General features: G+C 52.6%; 15 protein-coding genes and 1 pseudogene. 13 read left to right on the forward strand and 3 right to left on the reverse strand.

Annotated elements, in window-relative coordinates:
- The first annotated feature begins 32 nt into the window (after window positions 1-32).
- Complete coding sequence (locus J2Z18_RS30505) at window positions 33-431, forward strand: GNAT family N-acetyltransferase (RefSeq protein ID WP_245256015.1); 399 nt, start codon at window positions 33-35, stop codon at window positions 429-431.
- A 140-nt stretch (window positions 432-571) separates the two neighbouring features.
- On the opposite strand, the gene J2Z18_RS15670 is transcribed toward J2Z18_RS30505, so the two are convergent.
- Complete coding sequence (locus tag J2Z18_RS15670; protein WP_210094971.1) at window positions 572-1,762, reverse strand: ROK family protein; 1,191 nt, start codon at window positions 1,760-1,762, stop codon at window positions 572-574.
- A gap of 259 nt (window positions 1,763-2,021) precedes the next feature.
- Between J2Z18_RS15670 and J2Z18_RS15675 the strand changes: the two genes are divergently transcribed.
- A complete protein-coding gene (locus tag J2Z18_RS15675; protein WP_210094972.1) occupies window positions 2,022-2,657 on the forward strand; it encodes a chromate transporter in 636 nt (211 codons plus the stop codon).
- 14 nt (window positions 2,658-2,671) lie between these two features.
- Window positions 2,672-3,205, forward strand: coding sequence for a chromate transporter (locus J2Z18_RS15680; protein WP_007131355.1), 534 nt, complete (start codon window positions 2,672-2,674; stop codon window positions 3,203-3,205).
- A 132-nt stretch (window positions 3,206-3,337) separates the two neighbouring features.
- Here J2Z18_RS15680 and J2Z18_RS15685 read toward each other — a convergent pair whose 3' ends face one another.
- Complete coding sequence (locus J2Z18_RS15685) at window positions 3,338-4,876, reverse strand: sulfatase family protein (protein ID WP_210094973.1); 1,539 nt, start codon at window positions 4,874-4,876, stop codon at window positions 3,338-3,340.
- A gap of 126 nt (window positions 4,877-5,002) precedes the next feature.
- Here J2Z18_RS15685 and J2Z18_RS15690 point away from each other — a divergent pair, with 126 nt between their 5' ends.
- From J2Z18_RS15690 to J2Z18_RS15725, 8 genes are all read left to right on the forward strand, one after another.
- Window positions 5,003-5,863: an AraC family transcriptional regulator gene (locus J2Z18_RS15690; protein WP_244869109.1), complete on the forward strand. Its 861-nt coding sequence runs from the start codon at window positions 5,003-5,005 to the stop codon at window positions 5,861-5,863.
- Window positions 5,864-5,938: 75 nt separating this feature from the next.
- Window positions 5,939-7,711 (forward strand): sensor histidine kinase, encoded by a 1,773-nt coding sequence (locus J2Z18_RS15695; protein WP_007131358.1) that lies wholly within the window; start codon window positions 5,939-5,941, stop codon window positions 7,709-7,711.
- Window positions 7,712-7,734: 23 nt separating this feature from the next.
- Entirely contained in the window at window positions 7,735-9,330 is a 1,596-nt protein-coding gene (locus J2Z18_RS15700; RefSeq protein ID WP_007131359.1) for a response regulator transcription factor, read from the forward strand.
- A gap of 118 nt (window positions 9,331-9,448) precedes the next feature.
- Window positions 9,449-11,023 (forward strand): extracellular solute-binding protein, encoded by a 1,575-nt coding sequence (locus tag J2Z18_RS15705; RefSeq protein WP_007131360.1) that lies wholly within the window; start codon window positions 9,449-9,451, stop codon window positions 11,021-11,023.
- A 32-nt stretch (window positions 11,024-11,055) separates the two neighbouring features.
- Entirely contained in the window at window positions 11,056-12,015 is a 960-nt protein-coding gene (locus J2Z18_RS15710) for an ABC transporter permease (RefSeq protein WP_007131361.1), read from the forward strand.
- Between the two features lie 14 nt (window positions 12,016-12,029).
- Window positions 12,030-12,935, forward strand: a complete 906-nt coding sequence (locus J2Z18_RS15715) for a carbohydrate ABC transporter permease (RefSeq protein WP_007131362.1) — start codon at window positions 12,030-12,032, stop codon at window positions 12,933-12,935.
- A 19-nt stretch (window positions 12,936-12,954) separates the two neighbouring features.
- Window positions 12,955-14,979, forward strand: a complete 2,025-nt coding sequence (locus J2Z18_RS15720; protein WP_210094974.1) for an alpha-L-arabinofuranosidase family protein — start codon at window positions 12,955-12,957, stop codon at window positions 14,977-14,979.
- Window positions 14,980-15,050: 71 nt separating this feature from the next.
- Window positions 15,051-16,814: a glycoside hydrolase family 2 protein gene (locus J2Z18_RS15725; RefSeq protein ID WP_007131364.1), complete on the forward strand. Its 1,764-nt coding sequence runs from the start codon at window positions 15,051-15,053 to the stop codon at window positions 16,812-16,814.
- A 384-nt stretch (window positions 16,815-17,198) separates the two neighbouring features.
- Here the strand turns inward: J2Z18_RS15725 and J2Z18_RS15730 are convergent, their stop codons facing one another.
- Window positions 17,199-19,244 (reverse strand): RICIN domain-containing protein, encoded by a 2,046-nt coding sequence (locus J2Z18_RS15730; RefSeq protein WP_210094975.1) that lies wholly within the window; start codon window positions 19,242-19,244, stop codon window positions 17,199-17,201.
- Between the two features lie 127 nt (window positions 19,245-19,371).
- Between J2Z18_RS15730 and J2Z18_RS15735 the strand changes: the two genes are divergently transcribed.
- Complete coding sequence (locus J2Z18_RS15735; protein WP_210094976.1) at window positions 19,372-20,427, forward strand: GntR family transcriptional regulator; 1,056 nt, start codon at window positions 19,372-19,374, stop codon at window positions 20,425-20,427.
- A gap of 189 nt (window positions 20,428-20,616) precedes the next feature.
- A pseudogene (locus tag J2Z18_RS15740) lies at window positions 20,617-21,175 on the forward strand (GNAT family N-acetyltransferase).
- Window positions 21,176-21,254: the final 79 nt, after the last annotated feature.

The raw sequence follows: 21,254 nt of genomic DNA on the forward strand, positions 1-21,254 counted from the left end.
AATGTCCGCTTGAGGAAACGAGCGGTCTTGTTTTGCGGAAGGCTACGATCAATGATTATGAAATGAGCGTACGGATATCCGTTCAAGCGTTCGGCATGGATGAAGAAGACGCCAGCGTGATGGAAAGCAAAACGTTCGCGGATCATACGGACATGCTCATGATTGTTGTGAATGAAGAAACCGTCGGTAAGCTGCGAATAAGCAGGGAAGAAGAGGGGCAGGCATGGATTTATGGATTCTCGATCCTGCCGGAATATCAAGGAAAGGGAATCGGGAGACAGGTGTTGCGCCAAGTCATTAAAGAACAAAGCGCTGCCGGATATTCGGTACACTTAGAAGTTGAAACGAAAAACGAGCATGCGCTTGGATTATATGAATCCGTTGGATTCAAAGTTGTGCACACGCAGGATTACTATAGCTATCCATGCTGATAAGTGCTGATTCCAACTCACAGGGGAGGAAGACCGTTAGATTGCCTGCAGAATCGTTGTTTTTGGAAATGTTCAATGCGTATGAAGAAGGCGCTGCATTTGCAGCGCCTCTTTGTTTGGTTGGGGCGGGCTTCCCCGGTTCATTCGCCATCCCACGCTTGAAGGACCATAATCGCTGCTCCGGTAGCGACGGCTTCATCGGTGAGGATCCCCGGGGTGAAGACCGGATTGTATTCGGGGTAATGATATGTATTTTTCTTGGCGATTTCCACCGCGTTGTCGAACACCATCCGATGCGCGGTCATCAGCGGTCCGCCCAGTATAACGTATTCGGGATGAAGCGCATTGATCAGATTGGCGAGACCGATACCCAAGTATGCGGCGGTTTCCGTAAATTGCTCGGTTACGAGCGGATCCCCGCTTACCAGAGCGTCGACCAGCGCTGAGAAATTCACATGATCCGGGGGCATGCCGGACAACATGCTGTAGCGCCCGATTTTCAGTTGGGTACGTACGCGCTCTTCCAGCGCGGGGACCGACACGAAGGCTTCCAAAGCGCCATAGTTGCCTTTATCACGGAGGCGAGGGCCGTTCGCCTGGATGATCATTTGCCCGACCGCACCCTCGGTATCGACGGCCCCGCGCAGCACTTGACCGCCCGACATCGCGGCGGACCGGATATTAACGCCGGCATGCACGTAAAGGGCATGCTGTATGTTATGCGCTCTAAGTGCCCAATGCTCACCAATCAAAGCGGTATTGGCACCGTTGTCGAGTAAGGCGGGGATCCCCAGTCTTGTCTCAAGCAGCTCGCAAATCGGAACGTTTATCCACGAAGGAGCCGAGAAGAATTCCGGCTCGAGAATCAAGCCTTTGCTCTGATCCAGCGGACCGACCGCTCCGATTCCAATTCCCAGGACATCGTCTGCCGAGATTCCTTGGGCGGCCAGAAATTTCCCTGCTTCACTTGCGACCAGGTCGACCAACCGCTCCGGCGTCATTTGATTGTCCATATTCCAGCGTGTCAGAGACAAAGTATTTAGGTGCATGTCATAAAGACCGAGCGCGGAATGAATGCGGGATATATCGAGACCTAACATATACCGGTATGTCGGATTGGTCTGAAACAGGAGCGGCTTTCTGCCGCCGGTGGAGCTGCCCAGACCGGAGACGACAATCAGCCCTTGGGAGGTCATCTCTTCAAGCAGACGCGTCATGCTGCTGCTGGTGATTGAAAAATAATGCATCAAATCGACTTTCGAGGCAGTCCCAAGGTAGGAAATACGATCGTAAACCTGCTTCTTAAGCGGAGGATTGGAATGAACCACCATAAGCATCGTTCTCCATTTCCAAGTTCATTAGTCGGGTATATCAAGTATAGCGGCATCGTCGTATTATTTCCAGACAAGACATCGGATTAATCAACTTTACATCATTTTGATATTATTACACAAGAACTTCATATGGATTTTGATTCTATCATAATGATTTGTCAACATATTCCTCGCCAAAAATAAAACTTAATACCAAAATGGAATTAATGTGCTATAATTCTGATATGACAAACTAGAGCATAAAGGGTGAGGCCGGATGAACGATGCGCAAAGCCGGAGATTTAAGCTGTTGAGGCAATTGTTCGGCGTTTTTTTAAGAATCGGACCTTCCACGTTCGGGGGAGGTTATGCGATGATCGCGATGATCGAACAAGAAATCGTTCATAAGAAAGGGTGGATGAACGAGGAAGAGATGGCGGAGATGATGACCATTGCCGGCTCCGCTCCAGGTGGGGTTGCCGTTAATTCCTCTGCCTTTATCGGCTATCGGCTTGCCGGGATCTTAGGGGCGGTTACGGCAGTCTTTGCAATCACGCTGCCCACGTTCATGATCGTATTTCTTCTGAGTCTCCTCAGCACGATTTTTAAGGATAACGAGAAAGTGACAGCTGCGCTCCAAGGCATTCATGCTTCGATAGTGGCTCTGATTATCGTTGCTGCCTGCAAAATGTGGAAGTCCTCCATCCTGGATGCCGCTACGCTGATGATCGCAGCGATTGCGGTGCTTCTCTTGTTGTTCACCAGTATCCATTCGCTATATCTGATCCTTGGAGGGCCGCTTGCGGGAATAGCGGTGGTCTTATGCAAGCGCAAACTCGGAATGGCCGTTCGTACAGAGAAGCCGCCGTATGAAGAAAAGCGGGAATTGCAATATCCGGAATATTACATCTGAAGGGGGATCCACTTATGCTATGGCAGTTATTCATTGTCTTTCTTAAGGTGGGCCTCGTTTCGTTCGGCGGCGGATATGCCGTGCTCACGCTAATCCAGCGGGAGGCGGAGGGAAGGGGATGGACGGATCTCGGGGAATTCCAGGAAGTCGTAGCTATGGCCGGCATGGCGCCGGGTTCCATTGCGACCAATGCTGCTACTTTGATCGGATACTCGGAGGCCGGTGTTTTAGGAGCCATCGTTGCCACGGTCGGCATCATCTTGCCGTCGCTCATCCTCGTCATTCTAATTTCGGCTTTTTTTCTGAAGCTGTACAACAACGATTGGATCAAATCATCGTTTTACGGCTTGCGTCCGATCGTTACCGGCCTAATCATTTACGCCGCCATCCATTTTGGACTCGGCGGGCGCGGAGAAGCGGTGCCGAGCTGGTCGATGATCGGAATGCTGTTGATCTGCGCCGGCAGTATCGTGATGGTGACGAAGTATAAAGTACATCCCTTTGCAGTGATTTTGCTGTCCGCGGTTGCAGGTATCGTAGTGTTCTAACCTTCAAATGGATGGCAAGGATAAATTTACAGAAAAAGAGGGGCAGATCGAAGGCAAAATAGCCTTATCGAACGTCCCCCCTATTTTAGTTACAAGGTTGAATCATGAAGTTATATTTAATGAAGAAGCCGTTCAGGCGTGATGAATTCTCGGCATCGGCATCGGTTCTTTCCCGAGCTCTGCCCACACATATTTGAGAAGAAGCTCCGACTTTAACCCTTCGTACCCTGGTTCGCTCCATAAGTTGCGAAGCTCCCCCGGATCCTCCTTCAGATCGAAAATTTCCCCATACGTTTGATTGTAATAGACCGTGATTTTATAGCGATCATCCACGTACGTTTTTTGATGAATCGTCGTCGGCTCGTGCCGGAATTCGCAGATTGCATGGTCCCTCGCGCTTTCCCGGGAGCCGAGCCAGACGTCCTTCTGGTTGACGCCGGCCATGGCTGGCGGTATCGGCAATCCGCAGAATGAGAGGAAGGTGGGCGCCAGATCAACCAGGGATTGGATGGCACTCGACTTTCTTCCTGCGGGAACCCGGCCGGGATACCGCACAATAAACGGAAGCTTGATCAAATCCTCATAATGAAATCCTCCCTTGGCCTGCAGGCCATGTTGGCCGAAGAAATGACCGTGATCCGTCGTAAATACGACCAGGGTATTCTCGGCTAGACCCAGTTCGTCCAGCTTATCCAGAATGCTGCCGATATATTTGTCCATCAGGCTGATCATGCCGTAATAAACGGCGACCAGCTTCTTCTTGTCATATTCCGTCAGCCGTTCTTTGCCCCCGTATTCATAATAATGATGCGAACGATAACCGTGGATGCCGAATCCCGTCTCCATCCATTCGGAGAAGTCGGGATTTTCCTCCTGGGTCATGCCGAAATGCGGTGGATTGCGATCATGCTCACCAGGCACAAGCGCGGGGATCGTAAGCTCCTCCGGATCGTACATCGTATCCCATGGCTCCGGAGCCAAATATTCCGGGTGCGGATCGAAGAAACTCGCCCATAGGAAGAACGGGACTCCGGTTTTGTTGTGCTCCTCGAGACGGGCGTTCGTACGCTCGGCAATCCACGCGTTGTAGTGGTATCGTTCCGGAATCGGCCACTTGTACGTTTGCTTGGGATTCATTGTGCCGGTAGGAGGAAGGAAGTACTGGCGCCAGTTAGTACATCCATTCTCTTCCAGCCACAGTGCATAATGCTGTCCGACATGTGCCTCGTTCGTATGGTTGCGTGCTAGCTCGACGTGGTCGAAGCCATAGAACGGTCCATGGAACTTCCGCCAATATTCCAAGTCCTGCAAGACCGGGTATGCTTCTTTCGATTCGTACTCCGGCGTCGATTTCAAGGGCTGAAAATGCGCTTTGCCGATCAACGTGGTTTTGTATCCTGCCGCACTGAAATCTTCCCCGACCGTATGGCGGTCCTCCAGCAATTTCGTTCCCAATGTCCATGCGCCGTGTTGGCTTGGGTACATGCCAGTAATGATAGAGGCTCGACTGGGCGTACAAGTAGGATTCGGACAATAGGCCCGCTCGAACATCGTCCCTTCCCGTACCAGCCGATCCAAATTCGGAGTCGAAATTTCCGGTTGAAAGGCACCGATCGTGTTCCAATGCTGTTGATCACTTGTGATTAGTAAAATGTTAGGTTGACTATACAAAATTTATCCCCTCCCATTATGATAATATTGAATTATCAATGGTTTAGGAATATCGTTATGTTGTCTACATATTGTCATTTTGTTATCTAGATGATTTCATCAACACTTTCAGGAGGGTGGCAATCGATGATGCAGGAATATGATCACGAGTTTGCCGAGTTTATTTATTACACGCCCGGCTACCTCGATAAGGAGGCGCAGTTATGGCCAGTCCGGGGCGGCCGAAGCATTGCTAAGGCTAATTACAAGGTCGGGCCGAAGCGGATTGAATGTTACAGCCTTCATTTGGTTCTTGAAGGAAGGGTATGCCTTGAATTCGGCGACAAAAGGGTGGAGCTCAGCAAGAACGATCTGTTTTGTCTGTTCCCGGGCAGGACCTATGATTATTACGCGCTTGCATCCGATGCGCCTCTGCAAATGAATTGGCTTGCCGTGGACGGCACCCGGGTCAAAGGGCTGCTGGGGCTTGCCGGGATCACGCCGGATCGACCATACGGGAAACAAATGGTTACTTCACCGGTCAAGGAAGCGGCAGCAAAAACGCTTGATAAGATGGCCGGCACCGAGCGCTGGCATCCGGCCGTCTCTTTGGCGCTTCAAGGGATGGTATGCGAGCTGATGGCGCTGCTTATACCCGATACAGAACCCGTCCACTCAAGCGAGCCCTCGCGGTGGATCCGGGCGTGCATGGATTTTATGGATCTTCACGCAACCGAAGGGATAACGGTGCAGCAGGTAGCAGCTTTCGCAGGGGTGCACCGCTCGTATTTCTCCAACGTGTTTGCCGCTCAAGTCGGGGTATCCCCGCAGAAATATCTTCAAAACATCCGTATGGAAAAAGCGAAGCGCCTGCTTACCGAGACAGATGCTTCCGTCACTGAAATCGCATTGTCCCTCGGCTATCCGAACCTGTACACGTTCACACGAGCTTTTAAAATTTATTACAATATGCCTCCGCTGGCCATGCGAACCGGTGCGAAAGGTTAGCCGGAGCTTGTTATTATTGCAAACGCTTACGACCCATCTTGTTTTTATCATTCCAGCCGAAAAGGAGAGCGGACAATGACGCTGGCCACGCTGCAAAAATGGATTTCACCCAAATTAAGCATTCAGGGAAAAATGTTTGTTGCGCTCGGTTTTCTTACGCTCCTCTCGATCGTCTCCGTTACCAGCATCGTTTATGTGAATATGCGGGATACGATCAAGCGTACCGCCATTACCTCGGTTTCGGACAGCATCCGGCAGGCGGACGAATCCCTTAACGTTATGCTCCAAGAGATCGATCGGCTGAACACGGTTGCGGTTACCAACAAAAATACGGTGATCGATACGGTCCTGAGCCCAAGCGAAGAAATCAGCTATGAATGGTTTCAAGAGCAGAAGAGGATCACCGAATATCTGTCGGGATTGATCGATTACAAGCCGTATATTTCCCGAATTGCCGTCATCGGCCTGAACGGAAAAGTATTCTTCTCGGGAGGGCCTTGGATCGACCGTACGTTCCTGGAAACAAGCACGATGGATTTCATGCTGCGCAATGGGGAGCGCCACGCATATTTCAAGCATTTGGGCACAACGGAGGCAATCTCTGTTGGCCGCGTCCTCCGCTACGATCGGGAAACGATCGGCGTGGTCATGGTGGACCTGCATTATGATTTCATTCGTAAAACATACGGAGTCAAGCCGACCGCCGATAGCATGCTGTATGTGCTCGACGGGCAGAAGCAGCTTGTTTACAAGTCCGATTCGGCTCCGGCAAGCGTAACCCCCGGTATGGAAAAAGCGATTTATGATGCAGCTGAGCTGTCCAGTATCGAAGAAACCGCGGAACAAGTCATTGACGGAAAGCCTTATATCGTCGTCAGCCGGAAATCGGAGTATACGGGGTGGACGACCCGGGCGTTGATTCCGCTCGATTCGCTGCTGAGCGAATCCATAAGAATACGCAATCTCATGGTAGAGGTATCGGTCGTGGTTTTCATCGCCGTGCTGTTCGGATCGCTTCAGATGTCGTCCCGCACCACTCTGCACATCCGCCGTTTGAAAACGATGATGATGCGGGTCAAGGACGGGAATCTCGACTTTCCGAGAACGGAGATCGAGTCGAAGGACGAAATCGGCGATTTATATCACGTGTTTATCGGTATGGTGGATGAATTGAAACGCTTGATGGAAGGAATCCGGACGAGCGAGCAAGCCAAACGGGAGGCGGAGCTCACCGCACTCCAGGCACAAATCCGCCCGCATTTTCTCTACAATTCTCTGAATACGATCAAATATTTGGCCAAGCTGAACGGGGTGCCCAACATCGAAGAGGTGTCGGGAGCACTGATTGAACTGATGCGCGGCGTGCTTGGTAATTCAGGAGAGCTTCTTACATTAAGAGAGGAATTGGATTACGTCAACAGTTATGTCGCAATCGTCAAATACAAGTTTATTGAACCGATTCCGGTGCAGATTCAGGTAGAAAATGAAGATCTGCTGGAATGCCGAGTACCCAAGCTGACATTACAGCCCATTGTCGAAAATGCGCTGATGCATGGCTTCGGTCCATCAGGCCACGGGGGATTCGTGCTGATCCGAGTCTTCGGCGAGGATGGAGACCTGAAGATCGAAGTGATCGATAATGGCAAAGGCATGAGCAATGAAAGCATGGTGCGGCTGGAGGAGAGCAGCGAAGGGACTTACTCGCGCTTCAGCGGCATGGGGGTGCGTAATGTGCATGAGCGGATCCATAGGCTGTTCGGCAAGCCCTATGGGATCAAGCTCTATAGTGAAGAGGGATTGTACACGAAAGTCGAGCTCAGCTTCCCCGGAATGGGGAGCGGTAAATAGATTGATATAAAGGGGAATAAGCGATGTATCAAGTGCTGTTGGTTGACGATGAACCTTTGGTGCACCACCATCTTAGAACGATATCGGATTGGGGCATTCACGGTTTCGAGCTGTGCGGCGAGGCCTATGAGGGAGAAACGGCGCTCCGTATGATTGAATGGAATCGGCCGCATATCGTCATTTTGGATGTAAGTATGCCGGGCATAAACGGTGTGGAACTCAACCGGACGATCCGGGAACGGTATCCCTTCGCCAAAACCATTATGCTGAGCAGCTACGACGACTACGACTATGTTCGCGAATGCTTAAAGAACGGGGCAGTCGATTATTTACTCAAGCATCGTTTGGACGCAGCTCAGCTCATGGGCGTTCTGAAGAAAGCCGTACAGGAGATGGAAGAGCGTGAAGCGGAACATCGTCTGTTACCCGCCGGTCCTTCGGATATGCGTGAGCTCATCGTTCAAGCGCTGCGGGGAAAGACCGAGTCGGCGATCGAATTGGAGACCTATTCCAGACAGAACGGCTTGTATGCGGGGGCAGTATGTTTTGCAGCTGCGGCAATGCAAATTTCTTCCTTCCTGCTGCTCACAGAGTCGCGAAGCGATGTGGAGACGAACCGGCTGATGAAGCAGGCGGTAGATCTGATGCAGCAAAGCCTGGGCGGCGACATGTCGCAGCGGACGGCAGCTTATGTGGAGAACGGACGCATCGCCGTCGTGTTCGCATTCCAGGAGCGCAGCGAGCAGGCTGCCGCAAGTGAAGCCGAAAGATTGATGAGCCATCTCCGTCACTCGCTGGAGCTGTTTATGAATTTGAAATGCACGTATGCCGTCGGACACATATGCTCCAGCCTCTCCCGGCTCGAAGCCAGCTACCGGACGGCTGAGCGGGCCTTGGATGCTGCTCCGGCCCTGCAGCCGGCGGGGCTGCACAGCGAACGTGTATCCTTGACCATCGAGGAGCAGAAGCAGCTTCTTCTCACCGTGGAAAATTTGGACGGAGAAGGCGTAAAGGAAGTGATTGCTTCCGTGTTTGACGGACTTCGCAAGCAGCCGATCCATTCGCCGTCGGTCCAGCTGATCGTACGCGAGCTGTTGTCCGCCTCAGAGAAGGCGATTCGAAAATGGCTTCCCTTAGCTGATGAAGGCGAAGAGAACGGCGTCCTTCCACCGCGCGACGATGTGGGACAAATCGGGAGCGTGGATGAATTGGAGCAATGGCTTCTTTCTTATTATGCCGAGCTGTTGAACCGTTTGAAGCTTCAGCGTGCCGCCGGCCATCATTCGCGGCATGTTTCCCAGGCGATTTTGTTGATCCTGGAGAAGTATCATAGCTACATTACGCTCGAGCTTGCGGCAGGGGCGATCGGATTGAATCCATCATATCTGAGCCGGATTTTCAAAGAGGAGACAGGCATGACATTTTCGGAATACTTGAACCGGGTGCGAATCGATGCAAGCCGTAAGCTGCTGGAAAGCCGGCGCTATTCGGTTAAGCAAGTCAGCGTCCAGGTCGGCTTCAGCACCTACAATTATTTCTTTAAAGTATTCAAGGAAAGGACAGGCATGACGCCCCAAGCCTATGTGCAAAGGGTCAGGCCAGGCAACTCCGTAAAATAAGTGGAGTATGAGGTCATATTTGTGGAATTTGCCCTCTGATGGGATCGACTATAATAAATCCACATCAACGCAAACGCTTACAAGTAGTGATATTCATCGAGAAAGAGGAGGTCATTGTATGAAGCGAAAACAATGGGGCAGGTCTGCAATCAGCTTGATGATTATATCAGGCCTGATCCTTGGGGGCTGCAGCTCCGGGACCGGCGGGAAGAAGGATACCGCCCCAGAGGGAGCAGCGTCAAACGCGGTGAGCAAGGAAGGATTCCCGATCGTGCAGGAACCGATCAAGCTGAAGATGTTCACCCGGATCGCACCCGTGAACGGGCCGTTCAAAGACATGCCGGTATTTCAGGATTACGAGAAAATGAGCAATGTTCAGGTTGAGTTTATCGAAGCACCGACCGATGGCTTCCAGGAAAAGAAGAACCTGCTGTTCGCCTCGAATGAGCTTCCGGATGTGTTATACCGCTCCGGTCTTACACCGCTCGAAGCGGTTCGTTACGGGGCAGGCGGCCAGCTGATTCCGCTGGAAGACTTGATCCGGGATTACGCCCCCAACCTCACCAGGCTGATGGAGGAATATCCAGAAATCCGCGCGGCAATTACGACGCCGGAAGGTCATATTTATGCGATTCCGGGAATTGTGACGCTCGGATCGGCACGGACGGACAAGAAATGGATCAACCGGGCTTGGCTGGAGAAGCTGAAGCTGCAGGTGCCCGAGACGACGGATGAGCTGTACGACGTCTTGGTCGCTTTCCGCGATCAGGATCCGAACGGAAACGGCCAGAAGGACGAGATTCCGATGACCGCCCGTGTAGGACTACATATCGTGACGATGATGAGCGGCTCATTCGGTCTGGATCAGCAGTTTGGCTACAACATTAACATCGTCGACGACAAGGTTGAAATTTGGATGGGCAGCGAACGCAACAAAGAAATGCTGATGTACTTGAACAAGCTGTACAAAGAGAAGCTGCTTGATCCCGAGGTGTTCTCTCATACGGAAGCGCAGTATTTGGCGAAGCAAGGGTCAGGCAAAACGGGAGTATTCTTCGACCAAACGAATAACAACTTCCTGCCGATCGCGGATCAATACGAAGGGATGGCGCCTCCGGCTGGACCGCACGGAGACCGGATGCAAAGCCAGGCGTCGCCGGTGCCGAGAGATCCAGGAGCTTATGCCATCACGTCCGAGAATAAGCATCCCGAAGCATCGATTCGCTGGATCGATTATTTCTACAGCGATGAAGGCTCCACGCTCCTGCGGTTCGGTAGAGAAGGCGAGCACTACGAGCTGAAAGACGGCATCCCGTACTACAAGGAAGAATACTCGACTTCCGAAACGCAGCCGAAAATTACCCCGTATGCCGGCGGCGGAGCGCCTCATCTGATCAGCGAGCAGGTCTCCTCCTATATTAATCCGCCGCAGGTGCAGGATGCGCAGAAGAAGCTGGATCCGTTCATGCCGGAGATACGTTACGCGGCACCGATGTTTGATGAGAAAACCGCGCAAGAGGTCAATATCCTACGCAACGACATTGACAAGTATTACGAGGAGCAGAGCACGAAATTCATTGCCGGCGCCCTCAGCTTCGATAAATGGGAAGAATTCCAGTCGACCTTAAAGAAGATGAAGATGGATCAGCTGCAGCAGTTGTATCAGGATGCTTACGACAAGATGAAAAAATAAGGCTGATTGCCGCTGGTTAAGGAGTAGATATTATGAACAACATGGAGGCCCCTCCGGGGGCCAACCTGCCCCCCAGCCGTCCGAATCGCGGCAGCCGCCTCTTGGTTCAGATGGCCAAACGATATGACCTGTATCTGATGCTGCTGCTGCCGATTGCTTGGTATCTGATTTTCCACTATGGTCCCTTGTACGGACTTCAAATCGCTTTTAAAAATTTCAACCCGGCCAAAGGGATATTCGGCAGCGAATGGGTCGGCTTCGAGCATTTTACGCGATTTTTCGATTCGTATTATTTCTGGAGACTGCTGCGCAATACGCTAACCATCAATTTGATCTCACTGCTGCTCGCGTTCCCTATTCCGATCATGCTGGCACTGCTCGTGAATGAGATTCGCAGCAAAGCCTACAGTAAATGGCTGCAAAACATCACCTATATTCCGCACTTTATTTCCGTGGTTGTCATCGTGGGCATCTTGACGGTGATGCTGTCGGTTAACGGTCCTTTAAACATGCTGATCCAGACATTTGGCGGAGATCCGGTTCGGTTCATGGAATCGGCCAGCTGGTTTAAGACGATCTTCATCGGCTCGAACATTTGGCAGAACATGGGGTGGCAGTCGATTATCTACATCGCGGCGCTCAGCGGAATCAATCCGCAGCTGTACGAAGCGGCCAAGATCGATGGAGCCTCCAGGATGCGGCGCATTTGGCATGTCTCTCTGCCGGGAATCGTGCCCGTCATCGTCATTTTGCTGATTCTCGATGTCGGACAATTCATGAATATCGGGTTCGAGAAAATATTGCTGATGCAAAACAACCTGAATCTAGAGGCAAGCGACGTGATTTCCACGTTCGTGTACACGACCGGGATTCTTAAGGGCGAATACAGCTACACCGCGGCGATCGGGCTGTTTAACTCGGTGATTAACCTTACGCTGCTGCTTCTAGTGAACCGCTTCGCGAGGAAAACGTCGGAGACGAGTCTATGGTAAAGGAGGAGGGCTCCATGTCCCAACGAACCCCGGTTAATAAAACGCGCCATACCGCGAAGGATGAACGTTGCTTTGACATCGTGATCTATTCGGTCGCCGCGGTGATCATGCTGATCGTGCTGTATCCGCTGCTGTTTGTGGTCAGCGCCTCATTCAGCGATCCGGCAAAGGTGCTGGGCGGAGAGGTGTGGCTGCTGCCGAAGGGCGTGACGCTGGATGCTTACATTAATATTCTGCAAAACGATAAAATCTGGACCGGATACGGCAATTCAATTCTGTATACGGCAGTCGGAACGACGATCAATATCTTGATGACGCTGCTCGCGGCTTATCCGCTATCAAGGCCGGATCTGCCTTTGCGCAAAGGGCTGATGCTGATCGTCACGCTCACGATGTTCTTCAGCGGAGGATTGATTCCGACCTATCTGCTCGTCAAAGACCTCGGGATGGTCGACACAATGTGGGCGCTGATCATCCCTGGGGCGGTCTCTACGTACAACCTGATCGTCATGCGAACGTATTTCCAATCCAGCATTCCTTGGGAGCTTCAAGAGGCTGCCCATATTGATGGCTGCTCCAATTGGAGGCTGCTCATCAGCATCATTCTGCCGCTGTCGAAGCCGATCTTGGCGGTCATGGTGCTGTTCTATGCGGTGGGCCACTGGAATTCCTTCTTTAATGCGCTTATCTATATCCGCCGCGAAGAAATGTATCCGCTGCAGCTGGTGCTGCGCGAAATATTGCTGATCAGCCAATCGGATGCCGTGGACGGCAGCGTAGGTCTGGAAGATAAAGTGCTTCTGGCTGAAAGTATCAAGTACGCGGTCATTATTGTGTCCAGCCTGCCGGTGCTCATCATGTATCCGTTTGTGCAGCGACATTTTGTCAAAGGAGTCATGATCGGCTCTATCAAAGGTTAAACGACTAGGAGGGATTCATTTGAAACGCAAAGCGAAGATAACAATTGACGTTGGGCGGCCCGGCGGGCATACGATAAACCCTTATCTGTTCGGTCATTTTGTCGAGGATATTCGCGATCACATGGAGGCGATGCTGGCCTATCCTCTGAAGGACATGGATTTTGAGAGCGAAGCCGAAGGCAAGACAGCCGTATCCGGAAGCTGGAGGCCATTTACGAATGGACGGAACACTTCGTATGCGCTGGAAGCACCGGCTCCGAAGCATTCGGGACGGGCGCAGCGAATCCGCGTCCAGAGCGATGATGAGGCATTTGCCGGAATTGCGCAAGAAGCTGCACTCAAAGGCCCGATGGCGTACAGCGTCCGGGTGGTGGCACGGGCGTCCATCGAGCTGCAATACTTGATCGTCGAGGCGGCGGACCGGCGTACGGAGGAGTTACTCGGCCGTGCAAGGATTGAGCTGGGCAGTCATAACTGGAAGGAGTACGAGGCAGCGCTGCCGGTGTCCCGCACGTGCGAGCATGCTGAAATCCGGGTATACGTACCGATGGAGCACCCGAGATGGACTGATCATGTATCCACGGGCATGCTTTGGCTCGACCACGTTTCCTTGCTGCCCGCAGACAATATCGGCGGCGTGAAGGGCGAAGTGATGGACATGACACGAGAGCTGAACGCGGGCATGATGCGGCTGGCCGGCAATTACATCAGCGCCTACCATTTTGAACATGGAGTGGGATCTGTATTGGAACGACCGGTCATGTTCAATGAAGCCTGGGGCGGCTGGACGAGCAAATATTTCGGCACGGACGAGTTTATCCGGTTCTGCAGGGAGCTTGGGGTAGAGCCGCTCATCTGCGTTAACGATGGTTCCGGAACCCCGGAGGAAGCCGCTCGTTGGGTGGAGTATTGCAACGGAAGCGCCGAAACCCCAATGGGGGCGGTGCGTGCCGCTAACGGTTACCCGGCGCCTTACAATGTCCGGTATTGGGAGATCGGCAATGAGGTTTGGGGAGGGTGGCAGGTAGGCACCTGTTCTGCGGACCGTTTTGCCGAGCGGTGTGTCTCCTTTGCCGAAGCGATGAAGGCGGCGGACCCGTCGGTCGTGATATTGGCCTGCGGGCATACCGACCAAGACTGGAACCGGGCCGTGCTGGATATTGCCGGCGCACATATTGATTATCTGACGCTGCATCTGTATCACGGCCTTAACCGGTTCGGGATGAACCGGGATACGCCTGCAGAAGAACGCTACAAAGCGATTGCCGTCTTCCCGGAATGGACCCGGGATGACATTCGCCGCACAGTAGAACAGATTCAGGCTACCGAGAATCATCGTCATATCAAGCTGGCTATCACCGAATACAATACGATGTACTATCCGAACACCGTGCGTAAAGGCTTGCCGGATGAGCATACGCTGGGGGCCGCGGTCGCCAACGCCGGCAATCTTAATGAAATGCTGCGAGCAAGCGACATGGTGCATATCGGCAGCTTCTCCGATCTTGTTAATGGATGGCTCGGTGGCTGCATCCGAGTAGGGGATTATTATGCGGACCAATACCGCGGCAAATTACCAGGTTGGAGCGGCCATCCGTTGACTGTATACGGAACTCCGACCTACGAAGTGATGAAGCTGTATGCGAACCGGGACATCCATAGGCTGCTTCCTGCCGACGTGGAGTGCGGCAGCTTCTCGGTTCGGTCAAACAAGCCGGCTCCGATCGATCTTGATGCGATGCCGGATCTTGATGTCGTCGCCTGCACGAATGAAGACGGGAGCACCATGACGGTCTTTATCGTGAACCGCAGCCTGCAGGAAGTCCAGGTTGAACTGAATCTTCCCGGATATGAATCGTCCTCAGAGATACTGCTTCACGAAATTACAGGCGACTCCGTGGAAGCGATCAACTCTGTATTTGAGCCGGAATGCATTAAATCGACGGTAAGAACTGTTCCATTCGAGGCGTTGCAAAACGGTTATCCGCTGCGTCCGGCATCGGTATACGCACTGGAGATGAATGCCGCGCCAGAAACGGGGTAGGTTGGTTTACGAAACAAGGGCGAAAAGCCCATCCGAACCATCATTGCGAACAGGAAATAGGAGGAGAGGAAATGACAACCAGAGCTTATCGGAAGGATTATCCCAGGCCTCAATTCGTCCGGGAACATTGGCTGAATCTGAACGGTCTTTGGGATTTTCGTTTTGATGACGACAATGTGGGCGAAGAAGAGGGGTGGCCTAAATCCCTAGCGGGTACGCATGCGATTACCGTCCCATTTACATACGAAACGAAGGCAAGCGGGATCGGGATCGAGGAGTTTCATCCGCATGTGTGGTATGGAAAAAAGGTGCATATCCCGAAGGAAGCGTCAGGTAAACGAGCCATCCTTCACTTTCAGGCGGTGGACTATAGCGCTAAGGTATGGATCAATGGGAACTTGGCCGGCAACCACCAAGGAGGATACGCGGCTTTTAGCTTTGACATTACCCCGTATTTGGTCTTCGGAGCGGACAACCAAATCACGGTAAAGGCAGAAGACAGCAATGATTGCACCATACCGCGCGGCAAACAGCGCTGGACCAAGGACAGCTTCGAGTGCTTCTATGTTCAGACGACGGGCATTTGGCAGACTGTATGGATGGAATTCGTGGAGCAGCAGCGGCTGGACACGGTCAAAATCACTCCGGATATCGACCGGTCAACCGTTCGCTTCGATTACCGGTTAAGCGGAATCGACGCGACCTTGGATTTACGGTTGGAGGCGATCGTGACGCTGAAAGGCAAACCGGTTAAACGAGTCTCCTTGCTTGCGGATCGACCGAATCTATCGGTGGAAGTTGATTTGGTGCACGAGGCGAACGGACCGTGGAAGAAATGCCTCTGGTCGCCGCAGCATCCGAATTTGTTCGATGTGGAATTTGTCCTGTATGCGGGAGACCGGGTGGTCGATCGGGTTTTTTCCTATTTCGGAATGAGAAAGGTTTCGATCGAGAACGGTCAAATACTGCTGAACAATGCGCCGATATATCAACGGTTGATTCTGGATCAGGGCTACTGGACGGACAGCCATTTAACGCCGCCAAGCGAGGAGGCAATCATTGCCGACATCGACCTCATGCTGGAGATGGGCTACAACGGCGTACGCAAGCATATGAAAATCGAGGATGCCCGCTTTTTATATTGGTGCGACGTCAAAGGGCTGCTGGTCTGGTCCGAAATGGCGGCTACCTTCGAGTTCAATGAACGAGCGGTCGAAGCGTTCACGAAGCAATGGCTGGAAATCGTCGATCAGCAGTACAATCACCCGTCCATCATTACCTGGGTGCCGTTCAATGAGTCTTGGGGCATTCCGTCCATTCTCCGTGACGTCCTGCAGCAGAAATTTACCGAAGGCATCTATCACCTTACCAAAGCGGTTGATCCTTTCCGTCCTGTCATCACGAACGACGGGTGGGAGCACACCGTATCCGATATCTTAACGCTGCATGATTACGTCGAAACCGGCAGCGGCTTTTTGCGGCGGTACCGAGGCAACAAGGATGCCATCGTCAACAAGGACATGACCTGCAACCACTGGAAATACGCATTTGCCGAAGGGTATGAATATCGCGGCCAGCCGATCATCATCAGCGAATTTGGCGGCATCGCCTTCGAATCGGATAAAGGGTGGGGGTATGGCCGGCAGGTAGCTACGGAAGAGGATTTCATGAAGCGGTTTGAGGGCTTGGTTCAGGCGATCAAGAGCGTGGATTATATATGCGGGTATTGCTACACGCAGCTAACCGATGTGCAGCAGGAGATCAACGGCTTGTTGACGGAGGACCGCAAACCGAAAATCCCGTTGTCCACAATTAAAGAGATCAATATGGCTTAAGTTTTTTTGGTGGAAGTGACCGTAAAAGAACGCGTTGAAAGGCTGGATATACCGGAGGACAATTTTGATCCGAAATGATGCTGCGCAAGTCAGGTCATTGCATGCGTGTGTCATTTGACGAGTCAGCTGCCAAATCAACGAGGATCCTTGAGGCTCATGATAATAAATATTTCCTTTGCTGCTTCCTGTTGCGTCAACAATATCCTCGATGAACGCTCATAAGGGTTCATAGAAGCATGATAAGAAGGCCGGTCAGTCCGCTCTGGACTGCCTGGCCTTCTTCGTCTATTCCAATATTAAGTTATCCTTACGCCTGATAAACGAACAAAGCGGAGTCGAGAATCGGATAGACGCCCCCGCTCGTGAACAGCTCCTGCAGCCCCATTATAAATTCAACTGAACCAGCTTCCATTGCTGTGCGGCATTATTCAGGTCCTGCCAGATTTGCACGTTCGTCCCGTTGGCCGTGCCGCTGCCGCTTACGTCCAATGCTTTCCCGCTGTGAACGTTAATCAGTTTATAGGAACCGCCTCCTGCGTCGACGATCCGCCACAGCTGGTTCGCGCCGCCGTGATTGTCCCATATGGTCACATTGGAGCCGTTATCCGTTCCCCATGCGTCAACTTCAAGGGCTTTGCCGCTATGGACGTTGATCAGGCTGTAATTCCCCCCGGAAGTCTCCGTGATTCGCCATTGCTGGTTCGCCCCGCCGTGATCGTCCCATATGATCACATTCGAGCCGTTCTCGGTTCTCCATCCGTCAACCTCGAGCATTTTCTCGCTGTTCGGGTTCATGAGACGATAGGTTTGACCCGAGGCTATCGTGATTTGTTCCCGGATGAACTCAACCCGATCCAGATCCGCCCATTGGGATGAGGAGGAGTTCGATACGTAGAAACCGATCGTTGCCTTGCCGTTTGTCACTTGAATGTTCGAAATCGACACCGGCGTCCATGATGTTGTGATAGGGCATCCGGTTTGAAGCATGCTGCCGCCATAATCCTTCACTTCCATTACGCAGCTGTTCTGGCCACCGCTGCTTCGCATGTGGGCACGCATCGTATAGGTGCCGTTATCAAGGCCGGTAATCGTCTGACCGATATATGCAGTCGAGGGCCCGGTTGTCCCCGCAAGTCCAACGAAGTAAGAGCCTTCTGCTGCGGGAAGCCCGACACCGTCATTGACGCCGTGGATATGGATCCGGTTCGGATAATCATCGCCGTACGTGGTCCAGCCGGTTACATTCGCCGTTTCAAACCCGGGATTGTTGACGAGATTCGTTTGCGCTGGCGTCACGGAATGCCCAAAGCGCAGATAGATGCCGTTAGCCGGATAGGTTGCACTGGTGACGGCTGCGACGCGAGTGGAATCAATGGTCATGAGGGCGTTCCAATTGGAAGACTTCGTATCGGACACTGGAAAAACGTTGGTTTTATGCTGCCATGTCGCGCCGTTATCGGAGCTGATCATCGTATGCATCGAGGTGTAGGGATCTCCCGTATTGGCGCTGCTCTCATCGGTCTGGAATGCCGCCATGAGGCGACCGTCAGCGAGCTTTACGACGAACGGGGCACCCGCCTTTTTGCCGCTGCCGATTGGCACGTACAACGTCTGGCGGGGAACCGACCAATTGAAGCCGTCCGGTGAAATCTTGTATTTGATGACAAAAGGGTGGCCGGCTACGTCTGAGGCTTCGAACACGGTTATATACCGGCCGTCGTTCATCCGCGTGATGACCGGCATGCCGTCGCGGGAGCCAGCTGCAACTCCGTCGCTGACGGTGATGCGATTGCCCCAGCTGCTGCCGTTCCATGTCTTCATGTACAGATTTTGCAAACCGGTCGTTCCGACGGCCGTCGGGCTATCGTCCGCATAGAGCACCGCAATCGTATCGTTGATCATCTCCAAATGCGGCTCCCATAAACCTTTAAAGCCGGAGGCGGTTGAACTGCCGATCAGTCCGCCTGGCAAATCGCTCCATGTATGTCCGCCGTCAACGCTCCGCCGGACGTTTAGCTGGATCTCATAGGTCGAGCCGTTCTGCACGACGAGCCGGTAAGCCAGCCATATTTCTCCGCTCGGCAGCCTCAGCATTTGACCGTTTCCCACATTGCCGGCGGTGCTTGATACAGCTGTGATCGGAGCACTCCATGTTTTGCCGCCGTCCTGTGTCCTGGAGACCACGATTCGCGTGTTGCCTCCACCGGCGTTCGTGTCGAAGGATACAAGCCATTCGCTTGGCGACAGCTTGAGGAGCCTTGGATACCATACGCCTCCAGAAGGCGGGGTATAGATGGCGATCTGCTGCGAAGCCCATGCCATGCCGGTAGAAGCTGCATGGACCGGCGACAACGGGAGTGCCGTTAAAGCAAGCGCGAAGATCATGATGAAGGCAAGCGATTTCTTCCATAAACTTTGGATCCGACTCATAGACAAACCTCCCAATCCAATTTAGAAAGCGCTCTCTAAATTGGATTGTATCGCAGTTGATATAAATTAAGATATACTAAATATATATTATTTTCAGTCGGGTTCGATGTAAAAAGCGAGGTATGATATGGAGCATCCGCTATATAAACAAATTCAAAACGACATCCGCCGCCGCATTCGAAGCGGTGAGCTTCAGGCAGGCGCTCTGGTGCCCTCGGAGAAGGAGCTTGCTCAGCAATACGGCGTAAGCCAAATCACATCCAAAAACGCACTTAACGGATTGGTGGAGGAAGGTTTGATCGTACGATTTCGGGGAAAAGGAACCTTCGTGCGGGAGGATGGTTCTCCGGAAGTACGGGAGCATCCGCCGGTTACGAAACGGACGATCGCGATTATTTTGCCGACGATGAAAACCAAGATCGACCAGCAGCTGCTCGACGGGCTGGAGCGATACTGTGCCGGCAGAGGCTATGACCTGTTGTTCCGCATTACGCGCGAGTCGCCGGAGGAAGAGTCCCGAACGATTGAGCAGTTCAGGGAACGGGGAGTTGACGGATTTATTATTTTTCCCGTGGAGCAGGAAAGCTACAATACCGCAATTTTACGCTTGTCCCTTGACCAGGTTCCATTGGTGCTTGTCGACCGCTTCCTGAAAGAGATCAAGACCTACAGCGTGAGCTCCGACAATTATGGCGGCGTCCGCGAAGCCGTATCCGGATTGCTTGCGGCAGGACACACGCGCATCGCCTACCTGTCTCCTGAAATTACGAATTCGGTTACTGACGAAAGAGCCAAAGGATTTGAGGCTGCCTTCATGGAGCAGGGCTTGCCCATAGACAAGACGCTGTGGTGCATGCTGGACCTGGGTACGATCGGAGAAGGGCGCGGCCAACGGGAAATCGAGCGTTTTCTGCGTGCTCGGCGCGATGTCACGGCGGTCTTTGCGGTTAACGCGGAACTGGCACGCTATGCCTCAAACGCGATTCGGGAAAATGGGCTGGGAACGGGGAGTTCACCCCAGCTGGCTGCCTTTGATGATCCGGATCTCGAAGGCGTTCCTTATGTCCATCAACAATTGGATGACGTATGCCGTATCGCCGTCGAATTGCTGTCGGAACAGCTAAGCGGGACTTTTGAGCCGAGGCGCGAAGTGGTACCCGTCCGTTGGATTTGGCCGCAATGATTCCTTTGACTTGAGGGAAAAACCTTCGCACAATGCGATTTCAAGAAGCGTCTGCGCCTGATATGGTGCAGGCTTCTTTTTTAAATGGGGGCAGGGTGAAGGGAATATGAACATGGTACAATGGCTGTAACGTAAATGTCTATACATAAGGTGAAAGATAGATCCGGTAATCGGGGCAAGGGGGATGACATGCAGCTTGAGACGAAACGATTGATCATTCGGGAGTTTACGATGGCGGATATGCGAGGATGTGCATCGCTATGCATCCGATCCCGCGGTCACCGAGCACACGATGTGGGGGCCAAATGCAGAAGAAGACACGCTGCAATACCTCCACATGGTTATTCAATACAGCGAACAGACACCGAGGAACAACTACGAGCTGGCGATCACATTGAAGGATGGAGGGGCTCTTATCGGAGGATGCGGCATTTATCGCATGGACACCAATGCCGAGATGGGATATTGCTTAAACCGGGATCATTGGCGGCAGGGTTATGCTTCGGAAGCGGCCGAAGCGATATGCCGTTTCGGCTTCGAGACGCTCGGTGTTCATCGGATCTATGCTACCTGTCGGCCAGGAAACGCAGGCTCGGCAGGCGTTCTTCGCCGCATCGGCATGACGAAGGAGGGCCATTTGCGCCAGCATCTGTGGTTCAAGGGACGGTTTCACGATTCGTATCTCTTCTCGATTTTGAGAGATGAACTCGATAGGTCCAATACGGAAGTGCGAAGCGATGAGCGGTGAAGTGTGCAGCGGGGCAAATTAATGAGCAGTGAAGCGGGATAGAGAGGTAAACGTTGAGTGGTAGGTGAGGAGAGAGACG

This window comes from Paenibacillus lactis (assembly GCF_017873605.1).
Taxonomy (GTDB): domain Bacteria; phylum Bacillota; class Bacilli; order Paenibacillales; family Paenibacillaceae; genus Paenibacillus_AQ; species Paenibacillus_AQ lactis.